The sequence below is a fragment of the Niveispirillum sp. GW835-FHT14G11 genome (assembly GCF_058793615.1).
Genome location: NZ_JBXAFZ010000015.1, coordinates 75,903 through 101,408, shown reverse-complemented (window position 1 = coordinate 101,408; position 25,506 = coordinate 75,903). Strand labels below are relative to the sequence as shown.

The 25,506-nt window shown below is 67.3% G+C and carries 14 protein-coding genes; 8 read left to right on the top strand and 6 right to left on the bottom strand.

Annotated features, from left to right (window positions below; genetic code table 11):
• Nucleotides 1-26: 26 nt before the first annotated feature.
• From AC1Q7F_RS24930 to AC1Q7F_RS24920, 3 genes are all read right to left on the bottom strand, one after another.
• Nucleotides 27-1,130 (bottom strand): TAXI family TRAP transporter solute-binding subunit, encoded by a 1,104-nt coding sequence (locus AC1Q7F_RS24930; RefSeq protein WP_492511249.1) that lies wholly within the window; start codon nt 1,128-1,130, stop codon nt 27-29.
• Between the two features lie 137 nt (nt 1,131-1,267).
• On the bottom strand, nt 1,268-1,846 hold the full coding sequence (locus AC1Q7F_RS24925) for a HupE/UreJ family protein (RefSeq protein ID WP_492511248.1): 579 nt from the start codon (nt 1,844-1,846) through the stop codon (nt 1,268-1,270).
• Nucleotides 1,847-1,916: 70 nt separating this feature from the next.
• Nucleotides 1,917-2,468 (bottom strand): PAS domain-containing protein, encoded by a 552-nt coding sequence (locus tag AC1Q7F_RS24920; RefSeq protein WP_492511247.1) that lies wholly within the window; start codon nt 2,466-2,468, stop codon nt 1,917-1,919.
• Nucleotides 2,469-2,673: 205 nt separating this feature from the next.
• Here AC1Q7F_RS24920 and AC1Q7F_RS24915 point away from each other — a divergent pair, with 205 nt between their 5' ends.
• Nucleotides 2,674-3,330 (top strand): glutathione S-transferase family protein, encoded by a 657-nt coding sequence (locus AC1Q7F_RS24915; protein ID WP_492511246.1) that lies wholly within the window; start codon nt 2,674-2,676, stop codon nt 3,328-3,330.
• A gap of 161 nt (nt 3,331-3,491) precedes the next feature.
• A complete protein-coding gene (locus AC1Q7F_RS24910) occupies nt 3,492-5,567 on the top strand; it encodes a S46 family peptidase (protein ID WP_492511245.1) in 2,076 nt (691 codons plus the stop codon).
• 53 nt (nt 5,568-5,620) lie between these two features.
• Here the strand turns inward: AC1Q7F_RS24910 and AC1Q7F_RS24905 are convergent, their stop codons facing one another.
• From AC1Q7F_RS24905 to AC1Q7F_RS24895, 3 genes are all read right to left on the bottom strand, one after another.
• The gene (locus AC1Q7F_RS24905; protein ID WP_492511244.1) at nt 5,621-10,825 is read right to left on the bottom strand and encodes a trifunctional serine/threonine-protein kinase/ATP-binding protein/sensor histidine kinase; all 5,205 of its coding nucleotides are present in this window, start codon (nt 10,823-10,825) and stop codon (nt 5,621-5,623) included.
• 116 nt (nt 10,826-10,941) lie between these two features.
• Nucleotides 10,942-11,730 carry an enoyl-CoA hydratase/isomerase family protein gene (locus AC1Q7F_RS24900; protein ID WP_492511243.1) on the bottom strand — a complete coding sequence of 263 codons (789 nt, stop codon included), beginning with the start codon at nt 11,728-11,730 and terminating at the stop codon, nt 10,942-10,944.
• A 21-nt stretch (nt 11,731-11,751) separates the two neighbouring features.
• On the bottom strand, nt 11,752-13,434 hold the full coding sequence (locus AC1Q7F_RS24895) for a B12-binding domain-containing radical SAM protein (protein WP_492511242.1): 1,683 nt from the start codon (nt 13,432-13,434) through the stop codon (nt 11,752-11,754).
• A gap of 228 nt (nt 13,435-13,662) precedes the next feature.
• Between AC1Q7F_RS24895 and AC1Q7F_RS24890 the strand changes: the two genes are divergently transcribed.
• From AC1Q7F_RS24890 to pbpC, 6 genes are all read left to right on the top strand, one after another.
• Nucleotides 13,663-14,304 carry a GntR family transcriptional regulator gene (locus AC1Q7F_RS24890; RefSeq protein ID WP_492511241.1) on the top strand — a complete coding sequence of 214 codons (642 nt, stop codon included), beginning with the start codon at nt 13,663-13,665 and terminating at the stop codon, nt 14,302-14,304.
• A 63-nt stretch (nt 14,305-14,367) separates the two neighbouring features.
• Nucleotides 14,368-15,264, top strand: a complete 897-nt coding sequence (locus AC1Q7F_RS24885) for a dihydrodipicolinate synthase family protein (RefSeq protein ID WP_492511240.1) — start codon at nt 14,368-14,370, stop codon at nt 15,262-15,264.
• Nucleotides 15,265-15,431: 167 nt separating this feature from the next.
• The gene (locus AC1Q7F_RS24880) at nt 15,432-16,451 is read left to right on the top strand and encodes a 4-hydroxyproline epimerase (protein ID WP_492511239.1); all 1,020 of its coding nucleotides are present in this window, start codon (nt 15,432-15,434) and stop codon (nt 16,449-16,451) included.
• Between the two features lie 34 nt (nt 16,452-16,485).
• Nucleotides 16,486-18,255: a DUF885 domain-containing protein gene (locus AC1Q7F_RS24875; RefSeq protein ID WP_492511238.1), complete on the top strand. Its 1,770-nt coding sequence runs from the start codon at nt 16,486-16,488 to the stop codon at nt 18,253-18,255.
• A gap of 102 nt (nt 18,256-18,357) precedes the next feature.
• Entirely contained in the window at nt 18,358-23,307 is a 4,950-nt protein-coding gene (locus tag AC1Q7F_RS24870; protein ID WP_492511237.1) for an alpha-2-macroglobulin family protein, read from the top strand.
• Nucleotides 23,304-25,352 (top strand): penicillin-binding protein 1C, encoded by a 2,049-nt coding sequence (gene pbpC / locus AC1Q7F_RS24865; RefSeq protein ID WP_492511236.1) that lies wholly within the window; start codon nt 23,304-23,306, stop codon nt 25,350-25,352. The genes AC1Q7F_RS24870 and pbpC overlap by 4 nt, the downstream gene beginning before the upstream one ends.
• Nucleotides 25,353-25,506 lie beyond the last annotated feature (154 nt).

Here is a 25,506-nt window from a genome sequence, read left to right as displayed (position 1 = left end):
AAGAGTGCATGCGGGAGACAATTATATCAGTGGGTGGCCGGCACCTTGGGGGCCGGCATCTCCCCCTTGATCATGCCCTTGGCGCGGTAGAACCGTTCGGCACCGGGATGCAGAGGCACGGAAAGACCCGTCAGCGCCGTCGCCAACTGGATGGACCGGCCGCGCGGATGGCCATTATCCAGCATCGACCGCGTCTGGTCATTCCACAGGGCCGCGGTGATGTCATGCACCAGTTCCGGCTTCAGGTCGCCCCGCACCACCCAGACGGCGCCCACACCCAACGACCGGGTGGCGGGCACCCCCTCATAGGTGTCAGCCTCGATCCGCGCCTCCATGAAGTGCGGCATGCGCTTCATCAACTGGGTGGCGCGGGCGTCGTCAAACGGGACCAGGGCGATGGGAATGCGCCGCGCCAGATCGGCCACCGCCGGCAGCGGATAGCCGCCCACGATCAGGAAGGCATCCAACTCCCCCGCCTCCAGCCGGTCGCCGCCGGCGGCGGGGCTGAGATAGAAGGGTTTGACGGTCTTTTCCGACAGGCCGTAAGTGGCCAGAAGGGCGCGGGCCGTGACCAGGGTGCCCGACCCCTGTTCCCCCAGGGCCACCCGCTTGCCCTTCAGGTCGGCGGGCGACTTGATGCCGCTGCCGGCGCGGGTGACCAGATGGATGGTCTCCGTATAGAGATTGGCGATGGCGCGCAGGTCGGGATAGGGTGCCTTCTGGAACGGTTCCCCACCATTCAGCGCCAGATGCGCGATATCGGCCTGGACCAGGGATGATTCCAGCCGGCGCGAGCGCATCAGGCCGATATTCTCCACCGCCCCCGACGTCGCCTGCGCCACCACGATCAGACCCGGCACACCGCAGGCCCCACCACGGTCGCAGGGGCGCGATCCCGGCGGGTTGCTGACGGCATTGGCCAGCAGGCCGCCGATCAGGAAATAGGTGCCGCCCGTGGTGCCGGTGCCGATCTGCAGGAACCGCACCTGCTCACCCGGCACCGCCAGCGCCGCCGGTGCGGCCAGCAGGCCCAACCCCATGCCCAGCAATTGGCGTCGTCGCAGGCGTGCGGTTTCACGCACGGCATCGGGCGGGAGGATACTCGTCGGAGGGTCGGATGGATTGGGCATGATGAACGCCCTTTCCTGCATGGCTTACGATCATACCATGGTGCGCCTGCCCCTGGGGCGACGCAACCGGTACGGGGACGAAATGGTATAGGAGGCGACAAAAGTCCGCCCCTGTGGCCGATATCCAACGTTTTTTGTCACAATATATTCAACAGCATCAGCAGGCCGGCCAGCGCGATGGCGCCACCCGCCACCCGCGACGCCTTGCCCCCGCCGATCTGATAGAGCGTGGCCGACAAGCCCACACCCGACGACAGCACCAGCACGCACCCAGCCAGCATGCCGGGCCAGAACAGGATGTTGGCCGTGGCCGGCCCACCCCATTGCGACAGGCTGATTCCGTGCAGCGCCCCCACGGCGGCGGCCATCACCAGCCCGACGATCGAAGGCAGGTTGAAGGTGGTGACCAGCAGCCCGCCCAACACGACCAGCGACGCCTCCAGCGCCAGCCCGGCAAACGGCAGGTGCAGACCCACCCGCGTCAGCAGTCCGGCGATCAGGCCGGCGGCCAGTGCCAGCCCGGCGCCAGCCCCCGGCGTGCCCCTGCCCTGCATGTCCAGCCACAGGCCCAGGCCCAGCAGGCCGAACAGATGGACATAGGTGAGCACCGGCCCCGCCAGCCCGGCGGAAAAGCCCGGCGGAATGGACGCGGCCAGCGCCGGACCCGGAATCGTGACCAGCAGCACACAGAGGCAAAGGGCGATGGAAGGGCGCATGGGCGGTCCCGGCGGCATCAGCAATCCCCCTTGATGGCGGCAAGCCGCCCACCGGGTCAAGCGATGCCTGTTACAGCCGCACCCGGCGCACCGTCTGCCGGTGCAGGCGGGTGCGGTCCTGCATCACCCGCACACCATTGCTGCGGGCCAAGGCACTGGGCTGATAATGCAGGGCTAGCAGAATGCGCTCCACCCGCCCATCCCCGCCCAGAAAGGGCAGACCCAGCCGGGCGGCACGCACGGTGCGGCCCATGTCGGGACCGATGACGAAATCCTCATAGACCGGGGAACGGCTGGCGATCACAGCGGACAGGAAGCGGCTGGCATGGTCCCACAGGGCCGGCGGATAAACCTCGTCCAGGTACCGTCCCGTGATGTCGCGGCCCACGGCGATGGCCGCGGCGGACCCCAGGAACAGCCCGCACAGCCGCCCGCGCGCGTCCGGTCCCGACAACAGTGCCAGATGCGGCAGCAGCGTGCGGTCGATGGCGGCCAGGTCCAAACCGTCCACCGATGGCGGCAAACCCTCCCGCAGCGCCCCGCGCCACAGGGCCAGGGCCGCCCGCAACGGCGGTTCGGTCAGGTCGGCTGCGTCGATGACGGGGTCGATCAGGGTCAGCATGGCCGGGCTCGTCGGCGGGGCCGGCCTGTTCCGTCCCGTTCCAGCACTTCGTTACAGTGTTCAGGTTACAAAGCCATGACAGCGACCTGTCACAACCGCCAGGGATGCAATGCGGTCCTGTCATGGGCGATGCCCCCTACCCCCCGCCGCCGCATCGCGCTATGTAGGAACAGGCAGTTCGAATGACCGGCCGGAGATTGGGATCATGAAGCTTTATGGTGTCCTGTTAAGCCCTTACGTCACCCGGGTGCTGCTGGCCATCCGGTACAAGGGGCTGGACATCCCGCTGGTCCCCCCGCCGGGCGGTGGGTTGAAGTCGCCGGAATATCTGGCCATCAACCCCTATGGCAAGATGCCGGCCCTGGATGCCGGTGGCGCGACGATCATCGAGTCCGAGGTGATCTGCGAATTCCTGGATGAACGCTTCCCGGAAAAGCGCATCCTGCCCGGCGACGATCTGGCCCGCGCGCGGGCCCGCATCATCAGCCGTGCCGCCGACCTTTACATCCTGCCGGCCCTGCTGGGCCTGCTGGGCCAGATGAACCCGGCCACCCGCGATGCGCGGCTGGTGGGGGAAAAGCTGGCGGAGCTGAAGCGCGGGCGCGACGGGCTGGAGACCTTCATCGACGGGCCCTGGTGCATGGGCGACAGCTTCACCCTGGCCGACTGCGCCATGGTGCCGGCCTGCTTCTTCCTGGAGAAGTTCCTGCCGGCCTTCGGCGGCATCGACATGTTCGCCGACCATCCGCGCATGGGGGCCGTCTGGCGCCATGCCCAGAACGACCCGATGGTGGCCGACCTTCTGAAGGAAATGACCGGCGCGCTGGACCAGTTCATGCGCCGGCGCGCGGCCAACGGCTGATCCCCCTGGCACCATCCGACCCCTGTAAAGCGGCACCAGGACGGCGTTGACCGGCCCTGGGGCTTGGGCGCATGGTGCCGCCCCAGTTCACGCGCGTCCGCGCGGGGACCAGCGATCCAATGCTCCAAAGAAACGTGAGCGCAGAACAAGGACTGGAAACCATGGTGAAGCCGGTGAAGCTGACGGTATCGACCGCTGCGACCATCGCCCTGCTGGTGGGTGCGGCCCAGGCCGATGAAGGCATGTGGACCATCGACAATGTGCCGACGGCGGCCATCGCCAAGGCCACCGGCTTCACGCCGGACGCGAAATGGCTGAAGAAGGCCCAACTTTCCTATGTCCGGCTGGCGGGCGGCTGCTCCGGCAGCTTCGTGTCGGGCGAGGGCATGGTGATGACCAATCACCATTGCGTCGCCGACTGCATCGCCGAGTTGTCGTCGGCCCAGAAGGATTACCAGGCCGACGGCTTCCTGGCCAAGACGCGGGCCGAAGAGAAGAGCTGCGCCGGGATCGAGATCAACCAGTTGGTGGAGATCACCGACGTCACCGCCCAGGTCGAAGCCGCCACCGCCGGCAAGACCGGCCAGGATTTCGCCAACGCCCGTCGCGCCGTGCTGGCCGATATCGAGAAGAATTGCGCCGGCGGCAATGACAAGCTGCGCTGCGACGCCGTGACCCTTTACCAGGGCGGCCGCTATAATCTCTACAAGTACAAGCGCTATCAGGATGTGCGCCTGGCCTTCGCACCGGAGGCGGCGGCCGCCTCCTTCGGTGGCGATCCGGACAATTTCAACTTCCCGCGCTACGCGCTCGACATGTCGCTGCTGCGCGTCTACGAGGACGGCAAGCCAATCAAGAGTCCCGATCACTTCAAATGGTCGAAGGATGGCGGCAAGGAAGGCGATGCCAGCTTCGTCATTGGCAATCCCGGTTCCACCAGCCGCCTGCGCACCATCGCCGAGTTGGAATTCATCCGCGACAATGTCGCCCCATCCTTCCTGTTCTTCGCGCAGGAGCGCCGTGGCCGTCTGATCGAGTTCGGGCGGGAGAATGCCGACCGCAACCGCGATGCCTTTGACGATCTGAACAGCATCGAGAACGGTATCAAGGTCTGGAAGGGCCGCCAACTGGCCCTGGCCGACAAGGAATTCTTCGGCGGCAAGGTGAAGGCGGAGCAGGAGCTGCGCGCCAAGATCGCCGCCGATCCGAAACTGTCGGCCGATGTCGGCGACGCCTTCGCGCAGATCGAGAAGGCCCAGGCGCGCTATGCCCAGTTGTACCAGCGCCTGATCCATCTGGAGCGCATGCGCGCCTTCGACAGCGTGCTGGCCAGCAATGCCCGTCTGCTGCTGCGCGCCGGTGACGAGCGTCTGCTGCCCAGCGCCCAGCGCCTGCGCGAATATGGCGATAGCCGCCTGCCGGCCCTGAAGCAGCGCCTGTCCAACCCGGCCCCGGTGCATACGGACCTGGAAGTCGCCCTGCTCACCTTCTCCCTGACCAAGTTCCGTGAGCAGTTTGGGCCCGACGATGCGCTGGTCAAGGCCGTGCTGGGCAAGCAGTCGCCGGATCAGGTGGCCGCCGCCGCCGTCAAGGCCAGCAAGCTGGGCGACCCGGCCGAACGCCTGCGCCTGTTCGAAGGTGGCAAGGCGGCGGTGGACGCGTCCGACGACCCGATGATCAAGCTGATGAAGGTCGTGGACGCCGCCGCGCGCGCGGCGCGCAAGGCCGTGGAAGAGGAAGTGGAAGCCCCGGTGGAGCAGGCCCAGGCCCGCATCGCCAAGGCCCGCTTCGCCATCTATGGCGACAGCGTCTACCCGGATGCCACCCTGTCGCTGCGCCTGTCCTACGGCAAGATCCAGGGCTGGACGGAAGTCGATGGCACCGAGGTCAAGCCCTATACCACCATCGGTGGCCTGTATGAGCGCAACACCGGCGCCTTCCCCTTCGACATGGCCCCCAGCTGGGATCAGGCCAAGGACAAGGTGAAGCTGGATACGCCCTATAATGCCGTTTCCACCAACGACATCATCGGCGGCAATTCCGGCTCCGCCGCCATCAACAGCAAGGGTGAGGTGATCGGCCTGGTCTTCGACGGCAATATCCACAGCCTGTCGGGCGACTACGGCTATGAGCCTCGCCGCAACCGCACCGTCATGGTCGATGTGCGCGGCATGGCGGAGGCCCTGCGCAACGTCTATGGCGCGCAAGCCATCGTGAAGGAGCTGGGGCTGAAGTAATCGCAGCAGCAAAGTAGGTCGGGGTTCGGCTTCGCCTCACCCCGACCTACGGCTCATATTTGTGATGACAGCGGCAACCGCACCGTGATGCTGGTCCCCTGACCGGGTGCCGTCTGCATATCCAGCGTACCCGCCAGCGAACCCGTCACCAGATTATGCACGATGTGCAGGCCCAGGCCCGTGGCCCCGGCGCTGCGTTTGGTGGTGAAGAATGGGTCGAAGGCCCGCTCACGCACCTCCGGCCCCATGCCGACACCATTATCGGCCACGTTCAGCACTGCCTCTCCACCCTCGCGCCGCAGTTCCAGCCGCAGGACCGGCTCCGCCACCCCGTCGAACGCATGGGTAACAGCGTTCTGCACCAGATGCGTCAGGGTGCGGGCGATGGCGCCGGCCGGGGCGCGCAGGAACAGCCCCTCCTCCAGCGCCGTCTCCAGCCGGATATGCCGGGCTTCCAACAATATCTGCATCGGCGGCAGGATCTCCCGCAGATACTGGGCCAGATCCAGGCTTTCCAGCCCGCCCTCGCCCTGGCCCACGGCCACCTGCTTGAAGCTCTGCACCAGATCGGCGGAGCGGCGCAGATTATTGACGACGGTGCGCACCGCCTCACGCGTGTCGGCCAGGAACTCATCCAGGCCGGTGCGGGTCAGGCGCTTCTCCTCGATCTGGGTGGCCAGTTCCAGCACCCGCTCCTCGAAATAGCTGGCCCCTGTGAGTGCCACGCCCAATGGCGTGTTGATCTCATGCGCCACGCCGGCCACCAGCCCGCCCAGCGATGCCAGCTTTTCCTTCTGCACCAGTTGCGCCTGGGCGGCGCGCAGCTCGGTCAGCGACTGTTCCAGGGCGGTGGAGCGGCGGGCCAGATCGGCGGTGCGTTCCGACACCACCTGTTCCAGGCGCTGATTATATTCCAGCAAGGCCGTACGGGCGCGGTCCAACTCATCGAACAGGCGGGCATTGGCGATGGCGGTCGCCGCCTGGGAGGCCAGCACGCGCAGCAACTCCACCCGGTCGGCGGTGAAGGCGCCCGCCGTCAGGTCGTTCTCCAGATACAGCACACCGATGCAGCGACCCTGATGGACCACGGGCACGCCAAGCACCGACACCGCACTGGCCCGGTCCCAGCGGCGATGGGCGGGAAAACGGGTCTGCACCCGCGCATCCTCGATCAGCACCGTTTCCAGTGTGCGTTCCGCATAGAGCAGCAGCGGTTCCGGCAACCGGCCGCCGAGGCTGCCCCCCGGCTCAACCAGCGCATCGCCCAATGACCGTTCGGCCGCCAGGGTGCGACCATCGGGATCGACCAGGGTCAGGGCGGCATAGCGGGCACCGGCATTCTCCATCGCCAGATCCAGGACACCACCGGTCAGGCGCCCCAGCACCAGTTCGCCAGCGATGGCCTGCCCCATCTTGGTGACGGTGGAAACATCCAGCGCCTGCGACCCGCCGGCCTCGTCCGTCCCGCCATCGGCGGACAGCCCCTCCAGCGCGTCGGGGAATTCGCCTGCCAGCTGTGCCGCCTTGCCCAGCGCGCCATAGCGGCGATAGAGCAGCCAGGCTTCCCGCATCTGGGCAGCGGCCTGACGGCGGTGGTTCAGGCGCAGCAGGGCGCGGCCATGGCGTTCGGCGGCCAGCGCCGCGTCACCCACGAAGCCCTCTGCCATCGCCAGATCGACGGCATCGGCATAGGCGGTGGCCCCCCGTTGCGACAGGTCGCCCGACGATGTCAGGGACGCCATCTCCGCCTCCAGCAGGCGGACGCGGTGGGCATTGTTCATGGGCGCGTGCCGGGCCCAGAGGCGCAGCAATTTCAGGTTCGCCCGCGCCTGCGCCGGCACCCGGCCGCCACAGCCATCCAGCAGGGCCAAGGCCTCGTACCAATGGAACGGCGCCACCCAGGCAGAGCCCAGCACCGACCGCAGCGCCGGCCGCACCGCAGCCGCCAGGGTGCGGACAAGGTCGGCGCGGTCGAAGACCAGGGCGGTGAACATCTGTCGGATCTTGAAGGCGATCTCGCCCGTCCGGCTGTCGGCCAGCCCCTCATAGGGCAGGATCGCATCCAGCCCGCCCGCCTCCGGCCGGCGCAACCGGTCGATCAGCGTCAACGGATTGCGCGCCGTCTCCACGATCAGGCGCAGGTCGCGGCGCTGCGCGAACGCCATGGCCGCCTGGGTGGATTTCAGCTCCTGCTCCAGGTCCGTGCGGCAGATCGTATGGCAGGTCATCTCCCCCATCAGGCAAAGGCCGGCCCGATCGTAGAAGCCGTTAGCCAGCAGTTCCTTGGAGACTTCCGCCGCGACGACAGCCATGTCGCGCAGGGGGCCAGTCCAGTGCTGCACCACCACCACATGGTTGGGCACATGCACCACCGTGCCGAACCTTTCGCCCAGGCGCATGGCCGTCTCGCCCAACCGGCTGCCGCGCTTGATGTCCTTCAGGGCGCCGATGAAAATCAGGGCGCTGCCGGTAAAGCAGTTGGTGGCATGGGCCGTCATGCCATGGCGCAGCGACAGCAGCACGCCCTTCAGCGACAGGACGGCCAGCAAGGGTGAGGCCAGCGAGTAGCTGGCACGGATGGCCGAGGCCATGAGCCGCATGACCTGCAGCATGCGCGCATCCTGCATCGCCGGCAGTGCCGCCAGATCGGCGGCACTGCGCCGTCCCAACTGCCAGAACACCTGCGCGATCAGGAGCAGCGTGTCGCGCTTGGCATTGTCAAGCGACAGGGCCAAGTCCAGCAGGCGCAGGCCCTGCACGGCAGCGTCTAGTGCCTCGCCGAAATTGTTGCGCGCCTCGTTGGCCAGGACCACCAGTTCCAGAAGTTCGGCGCGCTGCAGATCGTCGGCGGCCAGCGCCTCCAGGTCCGTCCGCCGTGCCTGGAAATCGTCGAAATCCTGGACCAGATAGGCCGATTCCGCCGCATCCATCCACAGGCGCCAGCGTAATCCCGCGTCACCGCCCTCGGGCAGCAGCCGCATGGCCATGCGGAACAGGCCATGGGCAATGTCGAAGGCGGCCGATCCCCGCGCCTTGATGGCGGCCCCATGATTCAGATGCGCCAGATTGCGCAATTCCTCGCCCTGGGTGATCAGGGCGCTGCCCAGGTTCAGGTGGCGCACCACTTCGAACGGCAGCCGCTGGGCCAGGGCGGCATCGTCGCGCAGACGGCGGCCCAGTTCCAGATGTACCCGCGACCGTTCCCCCTCCGGCGTCAGCAGATAGGCAGCCTTGTGCAGCCGGTCATGGGTGAAGCGATAGATGCTGGCCGCCCCGCCCTCATCCTCCACCAGCACGCAATAGCCATCGCGCAAGGCGGGGTCCAGGCGGGCCAGCGCCACCTCCGGCGTCAGGCGGCAGATGGCGGCCAGCAGGCCCAGTTCGAACCGGTTGCCGATGCAGGCGGCCAGGCGCAGCACATCCTGCGTCTGGTCGGGCAGCACGCCCAGGCGGGCGGCCAGCAGGTCGGCCACGTCGTCGGGCAGGCTGGCCCGCTCCACCGCCGCCACGTCGCCGCGCCAGCACCCGGCCTGGGCATCGAAGCGGATGACATGGGTGGCGGCCAGCGTGCTCAGCAACTGACCCAGGAAGAAGGGATTGCCGCCGGTCTTCTTGGTCAGCAGTTCCGACAGCCGCCCCACCTCCGCATCATCGGTGCCCAGCGCTTCGGCCAGCCAGGCACGGACATGGGGCACCTCCAGCGGCTGCGGCACGATGGTGGTGATGCGGATGGCCGGCTTAATCGCCGCCAGCAGGCGGGTCAGCGGGTGGCCGGCTTCCACTTCCTGATCGCGATAGGCACCAACCACCAGCAGATGGCGCGCATCGGGATCGACCAGCAGCGATTCCAGCAGTTTCAAGGACGCGGTGTCGGCCCATTGCAGATCGTCCAGGAACAGCACCAGCGGATGTTCAACCGACGCGAATTGCAGCAGGAAGCCGGCCACCGTCTGCTGGAACCGGTTCTGCGCCTGGATGGGCGGCAGGGGTTGCGGCGGCGGTTGCTTGCCCAGCACCAGTTCCAGTTCCGGCAGGGCTTCGGCCATCACGGCGGCGTTGCGATCCAGCGCACGGGACAGGCGGTCGGCCCAATGGGCCAGCACCTCCGGCGGTTCGGTCAGCACCTGCTTGACCAGATCGCGCAGCGGCTGGATCAGGGCCAGGAAGGGCACGTCACGGCGCAACTGGTCGAACTTGCCCTCGGCGTAATAGCCGCGCCGGGCCGTCAGGGGCCGCTGCACCTCGCGCACCAGCACGGATTTGCCGATGCCGGAACTGCCGGCCACGGCCAGGAATTCCACCGCCCCGTCGGCCGCCCGTTCGAACGCGGCCAGCATCTGGCCCACCTCCGGGTCGCGGCCGAACAGGCGCTGGGGCAGCACCAATTGTCGCGGGCGGTCACCGCGCGAGGGCTGGAACCGGGTCAAAGCACCCGTGGCCCGCCATTCCAGCATGGCGGTGGCCAGGTCCGACTTCACGGTGGCGGCCAACTGATAGCGCTGTTCGGCCGCCTTGGCCAGCAGACGCATTACCAACTCGCCCATCGGTTCCGGCAGGTCGGGACGCAATTCGCGGATGGGGCGCGGCTCCCGCGCGATATGGCAATGGACCCAGCCCACGGGATCGCCGGCCTGGAACGGCAGCTGGCCGGTCAGCATCTCGTAGAAGCATAGTCCCAGGGAATAAAGGTCGCTGCGGTAATCGACCACCCGGTTCATGCGGCCGGTCTGTTCGGGCGACAGATAGCGCAGGTCGCCATCCAGGCGCCCGGCACCCAGGCCCAACGCCGCCTCGTTCGGGACCAGGGAGGCGCGACAGAAATTGCCCAGGGTCACCGTCACCCCGTCAGACGCGACCCAGAAACTGGCCGGGCGGATGTCGCGATGGACCATGTCGCGGGCATGCACCTCCTCCAGTGCCGTGGCCATGTCATGGGCCAGGGGCAGGAACCGGTCCAGTGGCAGACCCCCCACGGGGATCATGTCGCACAGCAGCACCTCTGCCTGATCGGCCAGGACCAGGGTGGGGCCATGGGCGGATTCCATCAGGGCCAGAACGGCATCAATGCGGGCGGAATGCAGCCGGCCCAGCATATCATGTTCGCGATGGATGGCGGCGATGTCGCGGGCCTGACGAAGGGCGGGGACGCGCACGCGGACCGGCCGCGATTCCGCCCCATAGGTCCCACGGAACAGGATGGTGCGCGCGTCGCGCTGTATCTCGTCAGCCAGCTTCAGCGGCGAATCCGAGGGCGCCATGCCCACTCCACCCCGACCCTAATACGGCCTGTTAACCTGTCATTGCCGATATCTGACCATGAGCGCCCACCGGTTGCAAGGTCACCAGCCCCACAAACTGAAGGATTTGAAACAAATTATGCACCGCTGCCGCTATTTTTCGCGAAGAAGCTGTCCAACTGCCGCTTCACCTCGCGCACATCACCGCTGGAATAGCCGTAAAGCGCTTCCAGACGCAGCGCATCGTCAAGTGTACGGCCCGCCACCTCCAGAATCGTCTCCTTGGCGGAGCGCACGGCCACCTGGCTTTTCGCGGCGATGCGGCCGGCATAGTCCAACGCCGTGGGCAGCAGGGCATTGGCCGGCACGACACGGCTGACCAGACCGATGGAAAGCGCCTCCGCCGCACCGATCTCCCGGCCGGTCAGCACAATATCCATGGTCCGCGCCACGCCGATGGATTGCACCATGCGCACGATGCCGCCATCGCCATGGTGGAAGCCGCGATGGATCTCATAGCTACCGAACTTGGCGCCTTCGGCCGCGATGCGGACATCGCAGGCCAGCGCCAGTTCGAACCCGCCGGCCAGGGCCCAGCCATTGACGGCGGCGATCACCGGCTTGGCCAGCCGGTGCTGCCCACGGGTGATGCCGCCCAGCCCGGTGGGGACATTGGCCCGGACCTTCAGCATGTCGCCATCCAGGAAGTGCGGGATATAGTCGGCCAGATCGGCCCCAGCGCAGAACGCCCTGCCCGTGCCGGTCAGCACGGCCACGTCCAACCCATCATCGGCGGCGAATTCCGTCCAGGCCGCGTGCAGATCGGCATTCAGTGCGCGGTCGATAGCGTTCTGCGCATCCGCCCGGTCCAGGGTGATCAGCACCAATCGCCCATCCCGCTCAAACCGCAATTTCTGGAACGCCATGGGTGGGGTCCTTATCGTAGGTCAACCAACCTTAGCCCGCTTCACCTTGCCCGACCAGAGGCCGGTGCGCAGGGACAGGGGGCTGATCCAGAAGCGGCGTTTGACCAAGCCCTTGATCCGGTCGTCGCCCAGGGCCGTGGCCAGGATGCGGTCCTGCCGTTCCTGCAGCGGCATGCTCTTGTCCCGCGCCAGGCGCCAGCGCTTCACATCGCCCGGCGTGGTGCAGAGCATGCGTTCGCCCACCACGAAGATGGGGCGCCAGCGGAACCGCCGGGCAAAGCGGGTGCCGAAGAAGGCGGAACGGATGCCATAGCCGGTGAAAGCCTCCTTCACCTCGTCCCACAGCGACTTCTGGTTCTTCTGCAACCGTCCATCATCCAGAACGATGCTGGACAGGTTCCAGTCGTGATAGAACATGTCCTTGCCCACCGCGTCGCGAGCCAGGTAATCCTCGTACATCTGGCTGCCCTTCTGGGCGATCAGGTTGGCCGAGTAATGGTAGTCGCAAACCACGCCGCAGGCGCCTGTGCCGGAGAAATCCGTGCTTTCCCCCTGTGGGGGCGAGATGAACAGGCCCACGACATAGATGCCCTGGCTGTTCAGCCGCTTGTAGACATCCGAATACATGCCCACGACATCGGACGCGCGCACGCCCTTGCGGTGGGATTTCAGCCAAGCGGGGTCCAGGCTTTCGATGCCCATCATGCAGAAGCGCATGCCGGCCTTGGCCGCCAGCACCTCGAAATCCTTGGTCTTGGTCACCGTGTCGCCGCGCAGGAAACTGCCCCAGCGCATGTCCAGCCCGAGATCGATCATGCCCTGCAGCAGCTTCAGCGTATGGCGATGGTCGCCGCCGAAATTGTCGTCGGTGAAGATGAATTCGCGCACGCCCTTGGCATGCAGCGCCGTCAGTTCCTCCAGCACGCGCTCCACCGACTTATAGCGCTGCTTATAGTCCCAGAACTTGTTGATATTGCAGAAATCGCAGCGCTGCGGGCAGCCGCGCGAGATTTCCACCGCCGCCCCGAAACCATCGGTCATGCCCATGCCATAAGGCGCGAAATCGAAGCGCGACCAGTCGGGGATCGGCGCCTTGTTGATGTCGATCAACGGCAGCTGGGCCTTGGACTTCACGGGTTTGCCGGTATCGTCGCGCCACCATAGATTCGGCACGTCGGCCAGATCCACCTGCCAGCCGGTCAGGTGCTGGATCAGGCGGCGGAAAGGGATTTCCCCCTCCTTGACGACGATGTAATCGGCGCCCAGCTGCAGCCAGCGTTCCGGCCAGGCGCTGGCATGGTTGCCGCCCAGGATGATCTTGACCTCAGGATTCAACTCCCGGGCCAGACGGATGGTCAGTTCCGTATCCATAGCCTTCAGCGAGGTCATGACGCTGATGCAGATGATGTCGGGATGTTTCAGGCGTTCCTTGTAGGCACTGAACGTCTCCCGCGCGACATAGCCGTCGAAGATCGAATAATCGATGGACAGATCGGAAATGGATGAGACCAGGATGGGATAGACGCTGCTGGGCATCTTCACCATCTCCCCCAGCGTGTCCACGGGAATGGGCCAGCTGTCGACCAGGGTCTTGGGATGCAGGAACAGGATGTCCAGCTGCTTGGGGCTGACCGGCGGTACCGGGTCCGGCCCCCAGAACCCTGCGGCCTTCTCTTCCCCGGCAATCTTGGCAAGCCCTTCCATGACCATCCCCCGCACCGTTTCCCCCTGGAGATGCCAGTACAACCATCAGGGTGGTTGTCGTCAAGGTGAAGGTCATATATCCGCTTCGCCAGAACATGAAAATCGTGCGAAAACAGCCCGATGCCGATGTCGCATGGCCGCACGCCATGGTTTTGTATAAGGTAGACGGCATGCGGGCGGGCGTGATACCGGCCGCTCCATCGGGTCCCCCCCAAACCATGGCCGTCCATGACCATCGTCGTCAGAACCCTGTCCGACCAGACCTATGAAGTCATGCGGCGGAAAATCCTGTCGGGCAGCATCCCGCCCGGTACACCGGTACGCCAGGACATCATCGCCACGGAACTGGGCGTCAGCAAAATCCCGCTGCGCGAAGCGCTGGGCCGGCTGGAACAGGACGGTCTGCTATCCTCCTACCCCAACCGCGGCTATGTGGTGCGATCCATGTCGATGGCGGAGGCGACGGAAGTGTTCGCCCTGCGCCTGAAGCTGGAGCCGGGTGCTGTGGCGGACGGGGCCGGTCGCGCCAGCGATGCGGATCATGCGGCGGCGCGCGAGGCCCTGGCAGCCCTGGAGAAGGACCAGGACCGGGACGGGGCCGATCATGTCACCCAGAACCGGCTGTTCCACCTGTCGATGATCAAGCCGGCGGGTCCCGTCACCTGCCAGTTGCTGACCCGGCTGCTGATCCTGTCGGAACGCTATGTGCGCATGCATCTGGAACCGAAGGGCCGTGAGGACCGGGCGAAGCGGGAACATCGGGCCATCCTGGATGCCTGGCTGGCGGGCGACGCGGCACAGGTGGAAGGCCTGATCCGCGATCATATCCAGGCCACCCTGGACGACCTGCGGGAGCAGTTTGGGGAATAACCCTCTTCCCAAAGCGAAAGGTATATCGTATACGATTATCGATCCCATACCGGAGCGATGATCATGGCCAAGCTTTCCTGGACGGGTGTCTATCCCGCCGCCACTACCCAGTTCGCCGAGGATCTGTCCGTCGATTACGACGCGACGGCCGGCGTGCAGGACGCGCTGATCCGCGACGGGGTGGATGGGCTGATCCTGCTGGGTACCTGTGGGGAGAATAATTCCCTGGAGCCGGATGAGAAGCGCGCCATCCTGGACCGGGCCCGCACCGCCGTGGCCGGCCGCGTGCCTGTGGTGGCCGGCGTGTCGGAACTGACCACCAAGCGGGCCGTCGCCTTTGCCCGCGATGCCGAAGCGCTGGGCGTGGATGGGCTGATGCTGCTGCCGGCCATGGTCTATGTGCCGACGGAAGAAGAGCTTTACACCCATTTCAAGAGCGTGGCGGACGCGACCGGCCTGCCCATCATGCTGTACAACAACCCGCCCGCCTATCGCGTCTCCATCTCTGTCCGCGTGCTGGAAAAGCTGGCTGATATCCCCAACATCGTGGCCGTGAAGGAAAGCGCGCCCGACCCGCGCCGCTTCACCGACCTGATCAACATTTTCGGCGATCGATACGTGCTGATGGCCGGTCTGGACGATGTGGCGCTGGAGGGCATGATCCTGGGGGCGCATGGCTGGGTGTCGGGCCTGACCAGCGCGTTTCCGCAGGAGTCGGTGGCCCTGATCAAGGCGCTGCAACGGGGCGACATCGCGGAGGCACGCCGCATCTATCGCTGGTTCATGCCGCTGCTGCACCTAGATGCCGAACATGATCTGGTGCAGTCGATCAAACTGGCCGAACAGATCATGGGGCGCGGGTCCGAACGCGTCCGCCTGCCGCGCCTGCCGCTGTCCGGCGAACGCCGCGCCCAGGTCACCGCCATGGTGGAGAAGGCGGCGGCGACGCGGCCGATCTGATAATCTGCGTATCCATATTCCTATTTTCGCCTTCCCGGCGAAGGCCGGGACCCAGGATCACAAGCCCGACCTTTCAGCAGCTTTGATCAGGGCAGCGTCGAGGGTTTAGCCTGTGGCCCCTGGGTCCCGGCCTTCGCCGGGAAGGCGAAAACTTCCGATGCACCGCCGTGAGTTATCCTGAGGGCACCATGCGCCACACCTTCTTCTGCATCGACGGGCATACGGCCGGCAATCCGGTCCGGCTGGTGGCGGGCGGGGCGCCGCTGCTGCGCGGGTCGTCCATGGCGGAGCGGCGGCAGGATTTCCTGGAACGGTTCGACTGGATCCGCACGGGCCTGTGCTTTGAGCCGCGCGGGCACGACATGATGTCGGGCGGGTTCCTTTATCCACCCACCCGTGACGACAGCGACATCGGCATCCTGTTCATCGAAACCAGCGGCTGCCTGCCCATGTGCGGGCACGGCACCATCGGCATCATCACCTTTGGCCTGGAAAACGGCCTGATCAGCCCGCGCGAGCCGGGCAGGCTGCGGGTGGAGGTGCCGGCGGGCATCATCGATATCGACTATGGGACGCAGGCAAGCCGCGTCACCTGGGTGCGCATCCGCAATGTCCCGTCCTACGTCGCGGCGATGGGCATCGATATCGAGGTGCCGGGCTTCGGTCCGCTGTCGGTCGATGTCTCCTATGGCGGCAATTACTACGCCATCGTGGAGCCGCAGGGGGCCTATACCAGCCTTGACGATCTGGGGGCGGCGCGCATCGTGGAGTTGTCCCGCACCATCCGAACCCTCATGCGTGAGAAGATTGAGCCGGTGCACCCTCTGGATGCCCGCATCCGCGGCGTCTCCCATGTTCTCTGGGCGGACAAGCCGCGCGGTGATGGCGCGGACGGGCGCAATGCCGTGTTCTATGGCGAACGCGCCATCGACCGCAGCCCGTGCGGCACCGGCACCTCGGCCCGGCTGGCGCATCTGGTGGCCAAGGGCCGCCTGACGGTGGGCGACAGTTTCGTGCATGAAAGCTATATCGGCAGCCGCTTCATCGGCAAGGTGGAGGCATTGGCCGACCTGAACGGACAGGTGGCCATCATCCCCTCCATCCAGGGCAGCGCCATGTCCACCGGCTTCAACACCATCTGGATCGACCGCGAAGACCCGTTCTGGGCGGGCTTCACCGTGGTGTAAGGTCGAGACCCCAATTTCAAGGAAAGGTTCCAGCATGCGCGCACCCGCCCGACGCCTTCGCCACCGCGCCCTGGGCGCTGGCCTTGCCCTGATACTGCTGGCGGGCCCTACGGCCTGGGCGGGACCGGTGGAGGATCTGAAGGGCGTTCTGGGCGAGTATGACCGGCTGCTGGACCGGCTGGACCCGATCGGGGCGGCCCAGCGCGGGGATATCGAGGCTTTGAGGCGCTGGCCGGATGACAGCCCGGCGGCGGTGACGGACCGGGTGCGGGCTGTCACGGCGCTACGCGACCGGTTGGCCGCCATTCCGGCCGCGTCGCTGTCGGGTGCCGACGCGCTGAACCATGCGCTGCTGCTGCGCAAGCTGAACCTGGAACTGGAGGGTGTGCGCTTCGATGAGGAGCGGATGCCGTTCAACAGCGACAGCGGCTTCTTCTACGTCGCCTCCTACGCCGCCGACGGCACGCGGTTGCGCACTGTGGCGGAGGCCGAGGCTTATCTGGCGCGGATGGAGGCCCTGCCCCTCTATTACGCCACCAATACCGCCAATATGCGGCGCGGCATCAAGACGGGCTTCGTGCAGCCGACACTGGTGGCGGAGGCTGCCGTGCGCATGGTCGGCACCCTGGCGGCGGTGAAGCCGGAAGATCATGTGCTGCTGGGCCCGCTGAAGGCGCTGCCCGCCACGATCCCGGCGGATCAGCGGGCCACCCTGCTGGCGCGCGGGAAGGAGATCGTGAAGGCCAAGGTGAAGCCGGCGGAAACCGCACTGGCCGATTTCTTCGCCAGGGAATATCTGCCCAAGGCACGGGCCGGCCTGGGGGCATCGTCCCTGCCCGATGGCAAGGATTACTATGCCTACCGTGTGAAGCGGGAGACGACGACGAGCCTGACCCCGGACGAGGTCTTCGCGCTCGGCCGGTCGGAGATCGCCCGCATCCGCACCGCCATGGACGCCGTCATCAAGGAGACGGGGTTCAAGGGCGATTTCAAGGCGTTCCTGGCCTTCCTGCGCATCGATCCGCAATTCTACGCCAAGACACGCGAAGAACTGCTGGAGAAGTCCAGCCGGCTGGCCAAGCGCATCGACGACAAGCTGCCGGAATATTTCAGTCTGCTGCCCCGCCTGCCCTATGGCGTGCGGCCGGTGCCGGCGGAGATCGAGGAAGGCTACACCTCGGGCCGCTATCATCCCGGCAGCCCGGAACAGGGCGTGGCCGGCGGGTTGATGATCAATACCTCGCACCTGAACATGCGCCCGCTCTATGAATTGCCGGCCCTGGTGGCGCATGAGGGCGTGCCCGGTCACCATCTGCAGATCGCCTTGGCCCAGGAACTTCAGGATGTGCCGCAGTTCCGCCGCCAGGACGACAACACCGCCTTCGTCGAGGGCTGGGCGCTCTATACCGAGCAGCTGGTCGCGGAGATGGGGCTCTACACCACGCCCTATGAACGGTTCGGCATGCTGTCGATGGAGATGTGGCGGGCCTGCCGGCTGGTCATGGATGTCGGCATCCATTGGAAGGCCATGGGGCGCGAGGAGGCGGCGAACTGCCTGCGCGAGAACAGCGCGCTCGCCGAAAAGAACATCCAGAGCGAGACCGACCGCTATATCGGCTGGCCCGGTCAGGCCCTGGGTTACAAGATCGGGCAGCTGAAAATCTCCGAACTGCGCAAGCGTGCCGAAGCGGCGCTGGGCAGCCGATTCGACATCAGGAAGTTCCACGCCCTGGTGCTGAACGATGGGCCCCTGCCCATGACCCTGGTGGAACAGCGGGTGGATGGCTGGATCGAGGGCAAATAAGTCCCAACAACCGATAGGCGAAAAGGATGTACCCCCGGGCGACCGTTGTTTTGCCGCAATGGTGTTGGCACTCTGTCAGCCGCTTTCGTTCCGGGGGGGATCATGCGGTTATCGAAACGCGTCATGCTGTCGGCCGTCACCGTCGCTGTGCTGGCCGCCGGTGGGTTGGCTGCGACCTATTGGTTGCAACCGGACAAGGCCGCAGGCCCCTCTCCCGCCATGGTTTCGGCCCCTTCCGCACCATCCACCAAACCGGTCACGGCCACCAGCCTGCCGCCGGTGCAGGATGACCGCGCCTTCCGCTTCACCCGCACCTCGTCAGAGGCCGGCGGCACGGTGGCGGAAGCCTGTCTGGTGTTCAACAAACCGCTGGATGAGACGGGAACGGTCAATTACGCCGACTATGTCGAGCTGCCGGCGGATGTGAAGGCCGGGTTCCGCGTGGCGCGGGAGAAGCTGTGCCTGTCGGGCCTGGCCTTCGGTGCGGAACATCAGGTGACCCTGCGCACCGGCCTGCCCGCCGGTGCCAATGGCGGCAAGCTGGACGAGACGGTGACCACCAGCCTGGGCCTGTCCGACCGGTCGCCGGCCATCTCATTCGGCCAGGGCTTCATCCTGCCGCGCGAGACGGGCGACGGGCTGCCCATCACCACCATCAATGTCGACCGGCTGGCGGTGAAGCTGTACCGCGTCGGCGACCGGCTGCTGGCCCGCATGCGCCAGGATTTCGTCGAGGAACGCAGCTTCTACCCCTACTCCACACGCGAGGTGCAGGAGGATGAGGGCCGCCTTGTCTGGCAGGGCGAGGTGCAGGTCAAGGGGCCGCGCAACAGTGCGGTGACCACCCTGTTCCCCCTGGCGGATGCCGTGGGCAAGACGGAGCCCGGCGCCTATCTGCTGGTCGCGTCCAACCCCGATGCGTCACGCAATGACGAGGAAGGCAGCTATTATTATTCCGACGATTACCGTCCGCAGGCCGGGCAATGGGTGGTGCAGTCCGACCTGGGCCTGACCAGCTTTCGCGGCGATTACGGTTTGACCCTGTCCATCCGGTCGCTGGCCAGCGCCAAGCCGCTGTCGGGCGTGCGCCTGACCCTGATCGCCCGCAACAATGAGGTGCTGGGCGAGGCCAGGAGCGACGGCAAGGGCATGGGGCGGTTCGATGCCGGGTTGCTGCGCGGCGAGGGCGGCATGGCCCCGGTCATGGTCATGGCCTATCGCGAGGATGACGATTTCAACTTCCTGGATCTGCGCTGGCCCGGTTTCGACCTGTCGGACCGGGGCGTGGAGGGGCGGCGGCCATCAGGGCCGGTGGATGCCTTCCTTTATACCGAGCGCGGCATCTATCGGCCCGGCGAAACGGTGGAACTGACCACGTTGCTGCGCGACCCGCAGGCCATGGCCCTGCCCGGCCGCCGCCTTACGGTGAAACTGATGCGGCCGGACGGGAAGGAGCATCAGCGTTTCGATCTGGCCGATAGCGGCGGCGGGGCTGGCCATCTTTCCATCACCCTGCCGGCCAGCGCCAATCGCGGCCAGTGGGAAGCAGCCGCATATGCCGATCCCGAAGGCCCCGCCATCGGGTCGGTGCGCTTCCAGGTGCAGGATTTCGTGCCGCAACGGCTGGAGGTCGCCATCGACAACAAGCCGGCGCACCTGTCGCCGGGTGCGAAGCTGGTGCTCAACGTCAATGCCCGTTTCCTCTATGGCGCGCCGGGTGCGGCGCTGGCGGGTGAGGCGACCCTGACGCTGGAGCCCGACCCGGCACCATTTCCCCGGTATAAGGGCTTCCAATGGGGCGTGCCGGCGGAAAGCTTCGATGTGGAGCCGGTGGAGCTGAGCGTCGCCGACACGGACGCCGAGGGCAAGACCCAGGTCACCGGCATGGTGCCGCCGCAGGTGCCGGGAACGCGGCCGCTGCGCGCCGACATTTATGTCGCCATCCGCGAGCCGGGCGGGCGGGCCACGGCGGAACATGTCTATGTGCCGGTACCCGTGACGCCCCTGTCCATCGGCATCCGCCCGCAATTCCAGAACGCGGTGCCGGAGGGGGCCAAGGCCGGGTTCGAAGTGATCGCCGTGGATGCCGACGGCAACCCCGTGGCGGCCAAGGGCCTGTCCTGGCGGCTGGTCAAGGATACATCCACCTGGCAATGGTTCCGCAGCGGCGGGTCCTGGAAATACCAGCGGGTGCCGCGCGAGAAGGTGATGGCCAGCGGCACGCTGGACATCACCGCCGACAAGCCGGCCACCCTGTCGCAGGCGGTGACCTGGGGCGGATACCGGCTGGTGGTGGCCGAACCGTCCGGGCCCGCCGCGACCTCGCTGGCCTTTTCCAGCGGCTGGTACGGGGAGAGTGGGCCCGACCGCCCCGACCGCTTGAAACTGGCCGCCGACCGTGCCGGCTACAATCCCGGAGACACGGCCCGCCTGCGCATCGACAGCGAGACGGCGGGCGAGGCGCTGGTGGTCATCGCCAATGAGACGGTGCATGAGACGCGGTCCATCGCCGTGCCGGCCGGCGGTACGGATGTGGAGATCAAGGTCGGGGCCGACTGGGCCCCCGGCGCCTATGCGCTGGTCACGCTGTACCGGCCGCTGACGCCGCAACTGGGCCATGCGCCGGTGCGGGCGGTGGGCGTGGCCTGGCTGGGGCTGGATGCCGCGCGGCGCACGCTGGACGTGGCCATCACCGCCCCGGACCGGGTGCTGCCGCGCCAGACCATCCAGGTGCCGGTGAGCGTGGCGGGCGCCAGCAAACAGGCGCATGTCACCCTGGCCGCCGTGGACCAGGGCATCCTGGCCCTCACCCGGTTCGCGACACCCAAGCCGCAGGATTACTTTCTGGCCAAGCGGCAGTTGGGTATCGCCATGCGCGACGATTATGGCCGCCTGATCCGGCCGCAGGCCCAGGGCGACGACCAGGGCGGCGACGGGTTCGGCGGGCGCGGGCTGGATGTGGTGCCCACGCGCACCGTCGCCCTGTTCTCCGGCATCGTGGCGCTGGACGGGACCGGCAAGGCGGTGATCGATCTGGACATTCCGGATTTCCAGGGCGAACTGCGCCTGATGGCCGTGGCCTGGGATGCCGACAAGCTGGGGTCGGCCGAGCGCCGGCTGACCGTGCGCGACCCGGTGGTGGCCGAACTGATCTTGCCGCGCTTCCTGTCCCCATCGGACAAGGGCCGCGCCACGGTGCTGCTGCATAATGTGGACGGAGCGGCCGGTGCCTATCGCCTGTCCGTCACGGCCAAGGGGCCGGTGGCGGGCGGACAGGCTGAACGCAGCATCGATCTGGCGGCGGGCGAACGGCAGGTGTTCACAGTCCCGCTGGACGGGAATGAGGCCGGGATCGGCACGGTCACCCTGTCGGTGGCGGGGCCGGGCGGGTTTCAGGTGGAGCGCAACTGGCCCATCCAGGTGCGCCCGCCACAGCTGCCCGTGACGCGGGAGATGATGGCGACGCTGGCCCCGGGGGAGAATATCACCCTGCCCGCCGATCTGCTGGACGGCCTGGTGCCGGGAACCGAGAGCGTGGCCCTGTCCATCTCCCGCTGGCAGGGGATTGACGTGCCGGGCATGCTGCGCTGGCTGGACCGCTACCCGTTCGGCTGCCTGGAACAGACGGTCAGCCGCGCCATGCCGCTGCTGTGGTTCAACGATCTGGCGCTGATGGCCGGCACGCGCCAGGACAAGGCCATCGCCGACCGGGTGCAGGACAGCATCGACCGCGTCCTGTCCATGCAGGACCCGGAGGGCGGGTTCCGCATGTGGGGCCAGTATGGCGACGCAGCCGATCCGTGGATTTCGGTCTTTGCGCTGGATTTTCTGGACCTGGCGTCGGGTCAGGGATTTGTGGTGCCGGCCGATGCGCTGCTGCTGGGCCGGCAATGGCTGACCGATGCCGCCACCCGCTCCTATCCGTCCACAGTGCGGGCCTATGCCAGCTGGATCCTGGCGCGCAAGGGGCAGGCCAATACCGGCGATCTGCGCTATTTCCATGATAATGGCATGCCGGAGCAGGCCCTGGCCGCCGCCCATCTGGGGGCCGCCCTGGATGCGGTGGGTGAGCGGGCGCGCGCGGCCCAGGCCTTTGACCGGGCAAGGCGCAATCTGGCGGAATGGGCCGCGAAGGAGGGGGAAGACCAGTTCGAGCGCGATGTCGCACGCCGCACCGGCAAGCTGCCGCGCGTGCCCGTGCGCACGGACAATTACGGCAGCCGCCTGCGCGACACCTATGCCATCGCCGGGCTGATGGCATCCGGCGGGCGCGGTGCATCCGTACCGGCGCTGCTGGATACGGCCCATCTGCTGGATGCCCGCGCGGAGGAGACGAACACCCAGGAAAAGGCCTGGATGCTGCGCGCCGCCGCGTCGCTGGCGCCCAAGGCCGCGAAACTGTCGGTCGCGGTGGATGGACAGCCGCTGGGCAATGGCGATCCGGTTTCCGTGCCCGTCGCATTGGACCGCCTGCGCAGCGGCCTGACCCTGGTCAACCAGGGGGAGACGGGGCTTTACCGCACCCTGTCGGTCGAAGGTGTGCCGGTGGCACCGGTGCCGGCGTCGCAAGCCGGTATCATCTTGCACAAGTCCTTCTACACGCCGGAGGGCACGCCGGTGGACCCTGCCGCGATCAAGCAGAATGACCGCATCATCGTGGTGGTGGAAGGCAATGCCGATGACGGCAACACGCAAGGCGATTACGCCATCCTGGACCTGCTGCCCGCCGGGCTGGAGGTGGAGGGCGTGGTGAAGGCCGGCAGTGCCGGCTATCGCTGGCTGGGCACCCTATCCTTCACCAATATCGCGGAGGGGCGTGACGACCGGTTCGTGGCGGCGCTGAGCCTTCCGACCAACCTGGAGGGCGACAGCATTGCCATGCGCGGTCCGGCCGGCTTCGACCTGGACAAGCAATGGGGCTTCCGCGTCGCCTATGCGGTGCGGGCGGTGACGCCGGGATCCTTCGCCCTGCCCGCCGCTGTGGCGGAGCATATGTATGTGCCCAAGGTGAAGGCGCGCACGGCGATGGGCCGGATGGAGATATCACCGTGACCAGGCAGCGCCGCCGCCTGCTATGGGCCGGTGCCGCATTCGCGGTGCTGGCCGGGCTGGCGATCACTGCCGACCTGTCGCTGCCGCCCGACATGCGGCGCTGGGACGGGCGGTCGGCGGAGGTGCTGGATGGCGAGGGACGGCTGCTGCGCGCCTTTCCCACGGCGGAGGGGGCATGGCGGCTGGCCACGGATCAGGCGCACGTCGATCCGCTCTACCGCGCCATGCTGCTGGCCGTGGAGGATCGGCGGCATGACTGGCATCCGGGCGTCGATCCGCTGTCCATCCTGCGCGCGGGCGGTCAGGCGGCGCGGCATGGAAGGGTCATTTCCGGTGCGTCCACCTTGTCGATGCAGGCGGCCCGCCTGCTGTCACCGCAACCGCGCACCTTTTCCGCCAAGCTGATGGAAGCCGCGCGGGCGATACAGCTGCGCCGCCGTTTGGGCGCTGATGGCACCCTGTCGCTCTACATGACGCTGGCGCCGTTCGGTGGGCCGCTGGAAGGGGTGCGGGCGGCGTCGCTGGCCTGGTTCGGGCGGGAACCGGAACGGCTGACCCCGGCGCAGGCCGCCCTGCTGGTGGCCCTGCCACAATCACCGGAACGGCTGCGGCCCGACCGGTTTCCAGCCGCCGCCAGGGCGGCACGGGCCAAGGTGCTGGACCGCGCCGTCACCGCCGGCCTGATCGCGCCCGACGTGGCGGCGGCGGCGCGTGACGAACCGCTGCCGACATCCATGCTGCCCCTGCCCATGCTGGCCCCGCACCTGGCCGAACGGCTGGCGGCCAATGCCGGGCCGGGGGCGGTGATCCGCAGCGGAGTGCGGGCCGATCTGCAGCGCGCATTGGAGGGGCTGGGCCGGGCGGAACTGGCCAAGCTGGAACCAGGAGCGGACATGGCCGTGCTGGTCCTGGCCAATGCGGATCGCCGCGTGCTGGCCCATCTGGGCAGCGGCGACTGGACACGCCGCCAGCTGGACCTGTCGCGGGCTGTGCGGTCGCCAGGATCGGCGCTGAAGCCCTTCATCTATGCGCTGGCCTTCGATGACCTGTCGCTGCATCCCGGCACCCTGATCGACGATGCGCCGCAGCGTTTTGGTGACTGGCTGCCGCGCAATTTCGATGATGGATTCCACGGCGTGGTGACGGCGCGCGAGGCCCTGCAGCGCTCTCTCAACATCCCCGCCGTGCGGGTGCTGGAACGGGTGGGTCCGGCGCGGCTGGCGGCCCTGCTGACCATTTCGGGGGCGGAATTGCTGTTGCCACCGGCGGCGGAGCCGGGGTTGCCCCTGGCGCTGGGCGGGGCCGGAACACGGCTGACCGACCTGGCCATGCTCTATGCCGCGCTGGGTGATGATGGCGTGGCCAAGTCATTACGATACCGGATCGACATGCCGGAGCCACCCGCGAACGGGCGACTGGTGGGAGCGGCGGCGGCGCGGGCCGTGCTGGGCGTGCTGCGCGACAGCCCAATGCCGGACGGCTTGGCCGGCGGACAAGGGATTGCCGGGCGGCGGCGGGTGGCGTTCAAGACCGGCACCTCCTTCGGCTTCCGCGATGCCTGGACCGTGGGCGTGTCCACCGACTATACCGTGGCCGTCTGGGTCGGCCGGGCCGACGGCGCGCCACGGCCGGGGGCGGCGGGGCGGCTGGCGGCGGCGCCGCTGCTGTTCCGCATCTTCGACCTGCTGCCGCCCGATGGGGCGGGCCGGCCGCCGCCGGAGCCCGACCATGCGCTGCTGCGCGCCGCCCCACCGCCAGGGCTGGCCCGGCTGGAGGGGGGTGGGCCGGTGGCGCAGCGGACGGAGCGGCTGCGCATCCTGTTCCCGCCCGACGGGGCGGAGGTGGAGGCGCTGACCGACGGTGTCTCGCTCTCCGTGGCCGGTGGTCGTCCGCCCTATCGCTGGGTGGCCGACAACACGCCCCTGCCCGAAGACAGCCGCTTCTGGCGCCCGGCCGGCGCCGGCTTTTCCCGCCTGACGGTGATGGATGCGACGGGCCAACGGGCCAGCGCCGCCATCCGCGTGCATGTCCCCTCCCTGCCCTGATCCCTGGATTTTCATGATCGGAAAAAGGAGCGCCGCCGGCCATCCCGGCGGCGACGGCCGTCGGGCGCCGAACCGCTGCCGCCCCACCAGTTCATCCGCGATTCCGGAAACTTCCCCTATCTTTCCATAAAAAATTTTCGTATAAGAAAATTCA

Bases quoted from the DNA above. Each gene is read 5' to 3' on its own strand.
- AC1Q7F_RS24930 (WP_492511249.1), bottom strand. From the start codon at position 1,130: ATGCCCAATCCATCCGACCCTCCGACGAGTATCCTCCCGCCCGATGCC.
- AC1Q7F_RS24925 (WP_492511248.1), bottom strand. From the start codon at position 1,846: ATGCGCCCTTCCATCGCCCTTTGCCTCTGTGTGCTGCTGGTCACGATT.
- AC1Q7F_RS24920 (WP_492511247.1), bottom strand. From the start codon at position 2,468: ATGCTGACCCTGATCGACCCCGTCATCGACGCAGCCGACCTGACCGAA.
- AC1Q7F_RS24915 (WP_492511246.1), top strand. From the start codon at position 2,674: ATGAAGCTTTATGGTGTCCTGTTAAGCCCTTACGTCACCCGGGTGCTG.
- AC1Q7F_RS24910 (WP_492511245.1), top strand. From the start codon at position 3,492: ATGGTGAAGCCGGTGAAGCTGACGGTATCGACCGCTGCGACCATCGCC.
- AC1Q7F_RS24905 (WP_492511244.1), bottom strand. From the start codon at position 10,825: ATGGCGCCCTCGGATTCGCCGCTGAAGCTGGCTGACGAGATACAGCGC.
- AC1Q7F_RS24900 (WP_492511243.1), bottom strand. From the start codon at position 11,730: ATGGCGTTCCAGAAATTGCGGTTTGAGCGGGATGGGCGATTGGTGCTG.
- AC1Q7F_RS24895 (WP_492511242.1), bottom strand. From the start codon at position 13,434: ATGGAAGGGCTTGCCAAGATTGCCGGGGAAGAGAAGGCCGCAGGGTTC.
- AC1Q7F_RS24890 (WP_492511241.1), top strand. From the start codon at position 13,663: ATGACCATCGTCGTCAGAACCCTGTCCGACCAGACCTATGAAGTCATG.
- AC1Q7F_RS24885 (WP_492511240.1), top strand. From the start codon at position 14,368: ATGGCCAAGCTTTCCTGGACGGGTGTCTATCCCGCCGCCACTACCCAG.
- AC1Q7F_RS24875 (WP_492511238.1), top strand. From the start codon at position 16,486: ATGCGCGCACCCGCCCGACGCCTTCGCCACCGCGCCCTGGGCGCTGGC.
- AC1Q7F_RS24870 (WP_492511237.1), top strand. From the start codon at position 18,358: ATGCGGTTATCGAAACGCGTCATGCTGTCGGCCGTCACCGTCGCTGTG.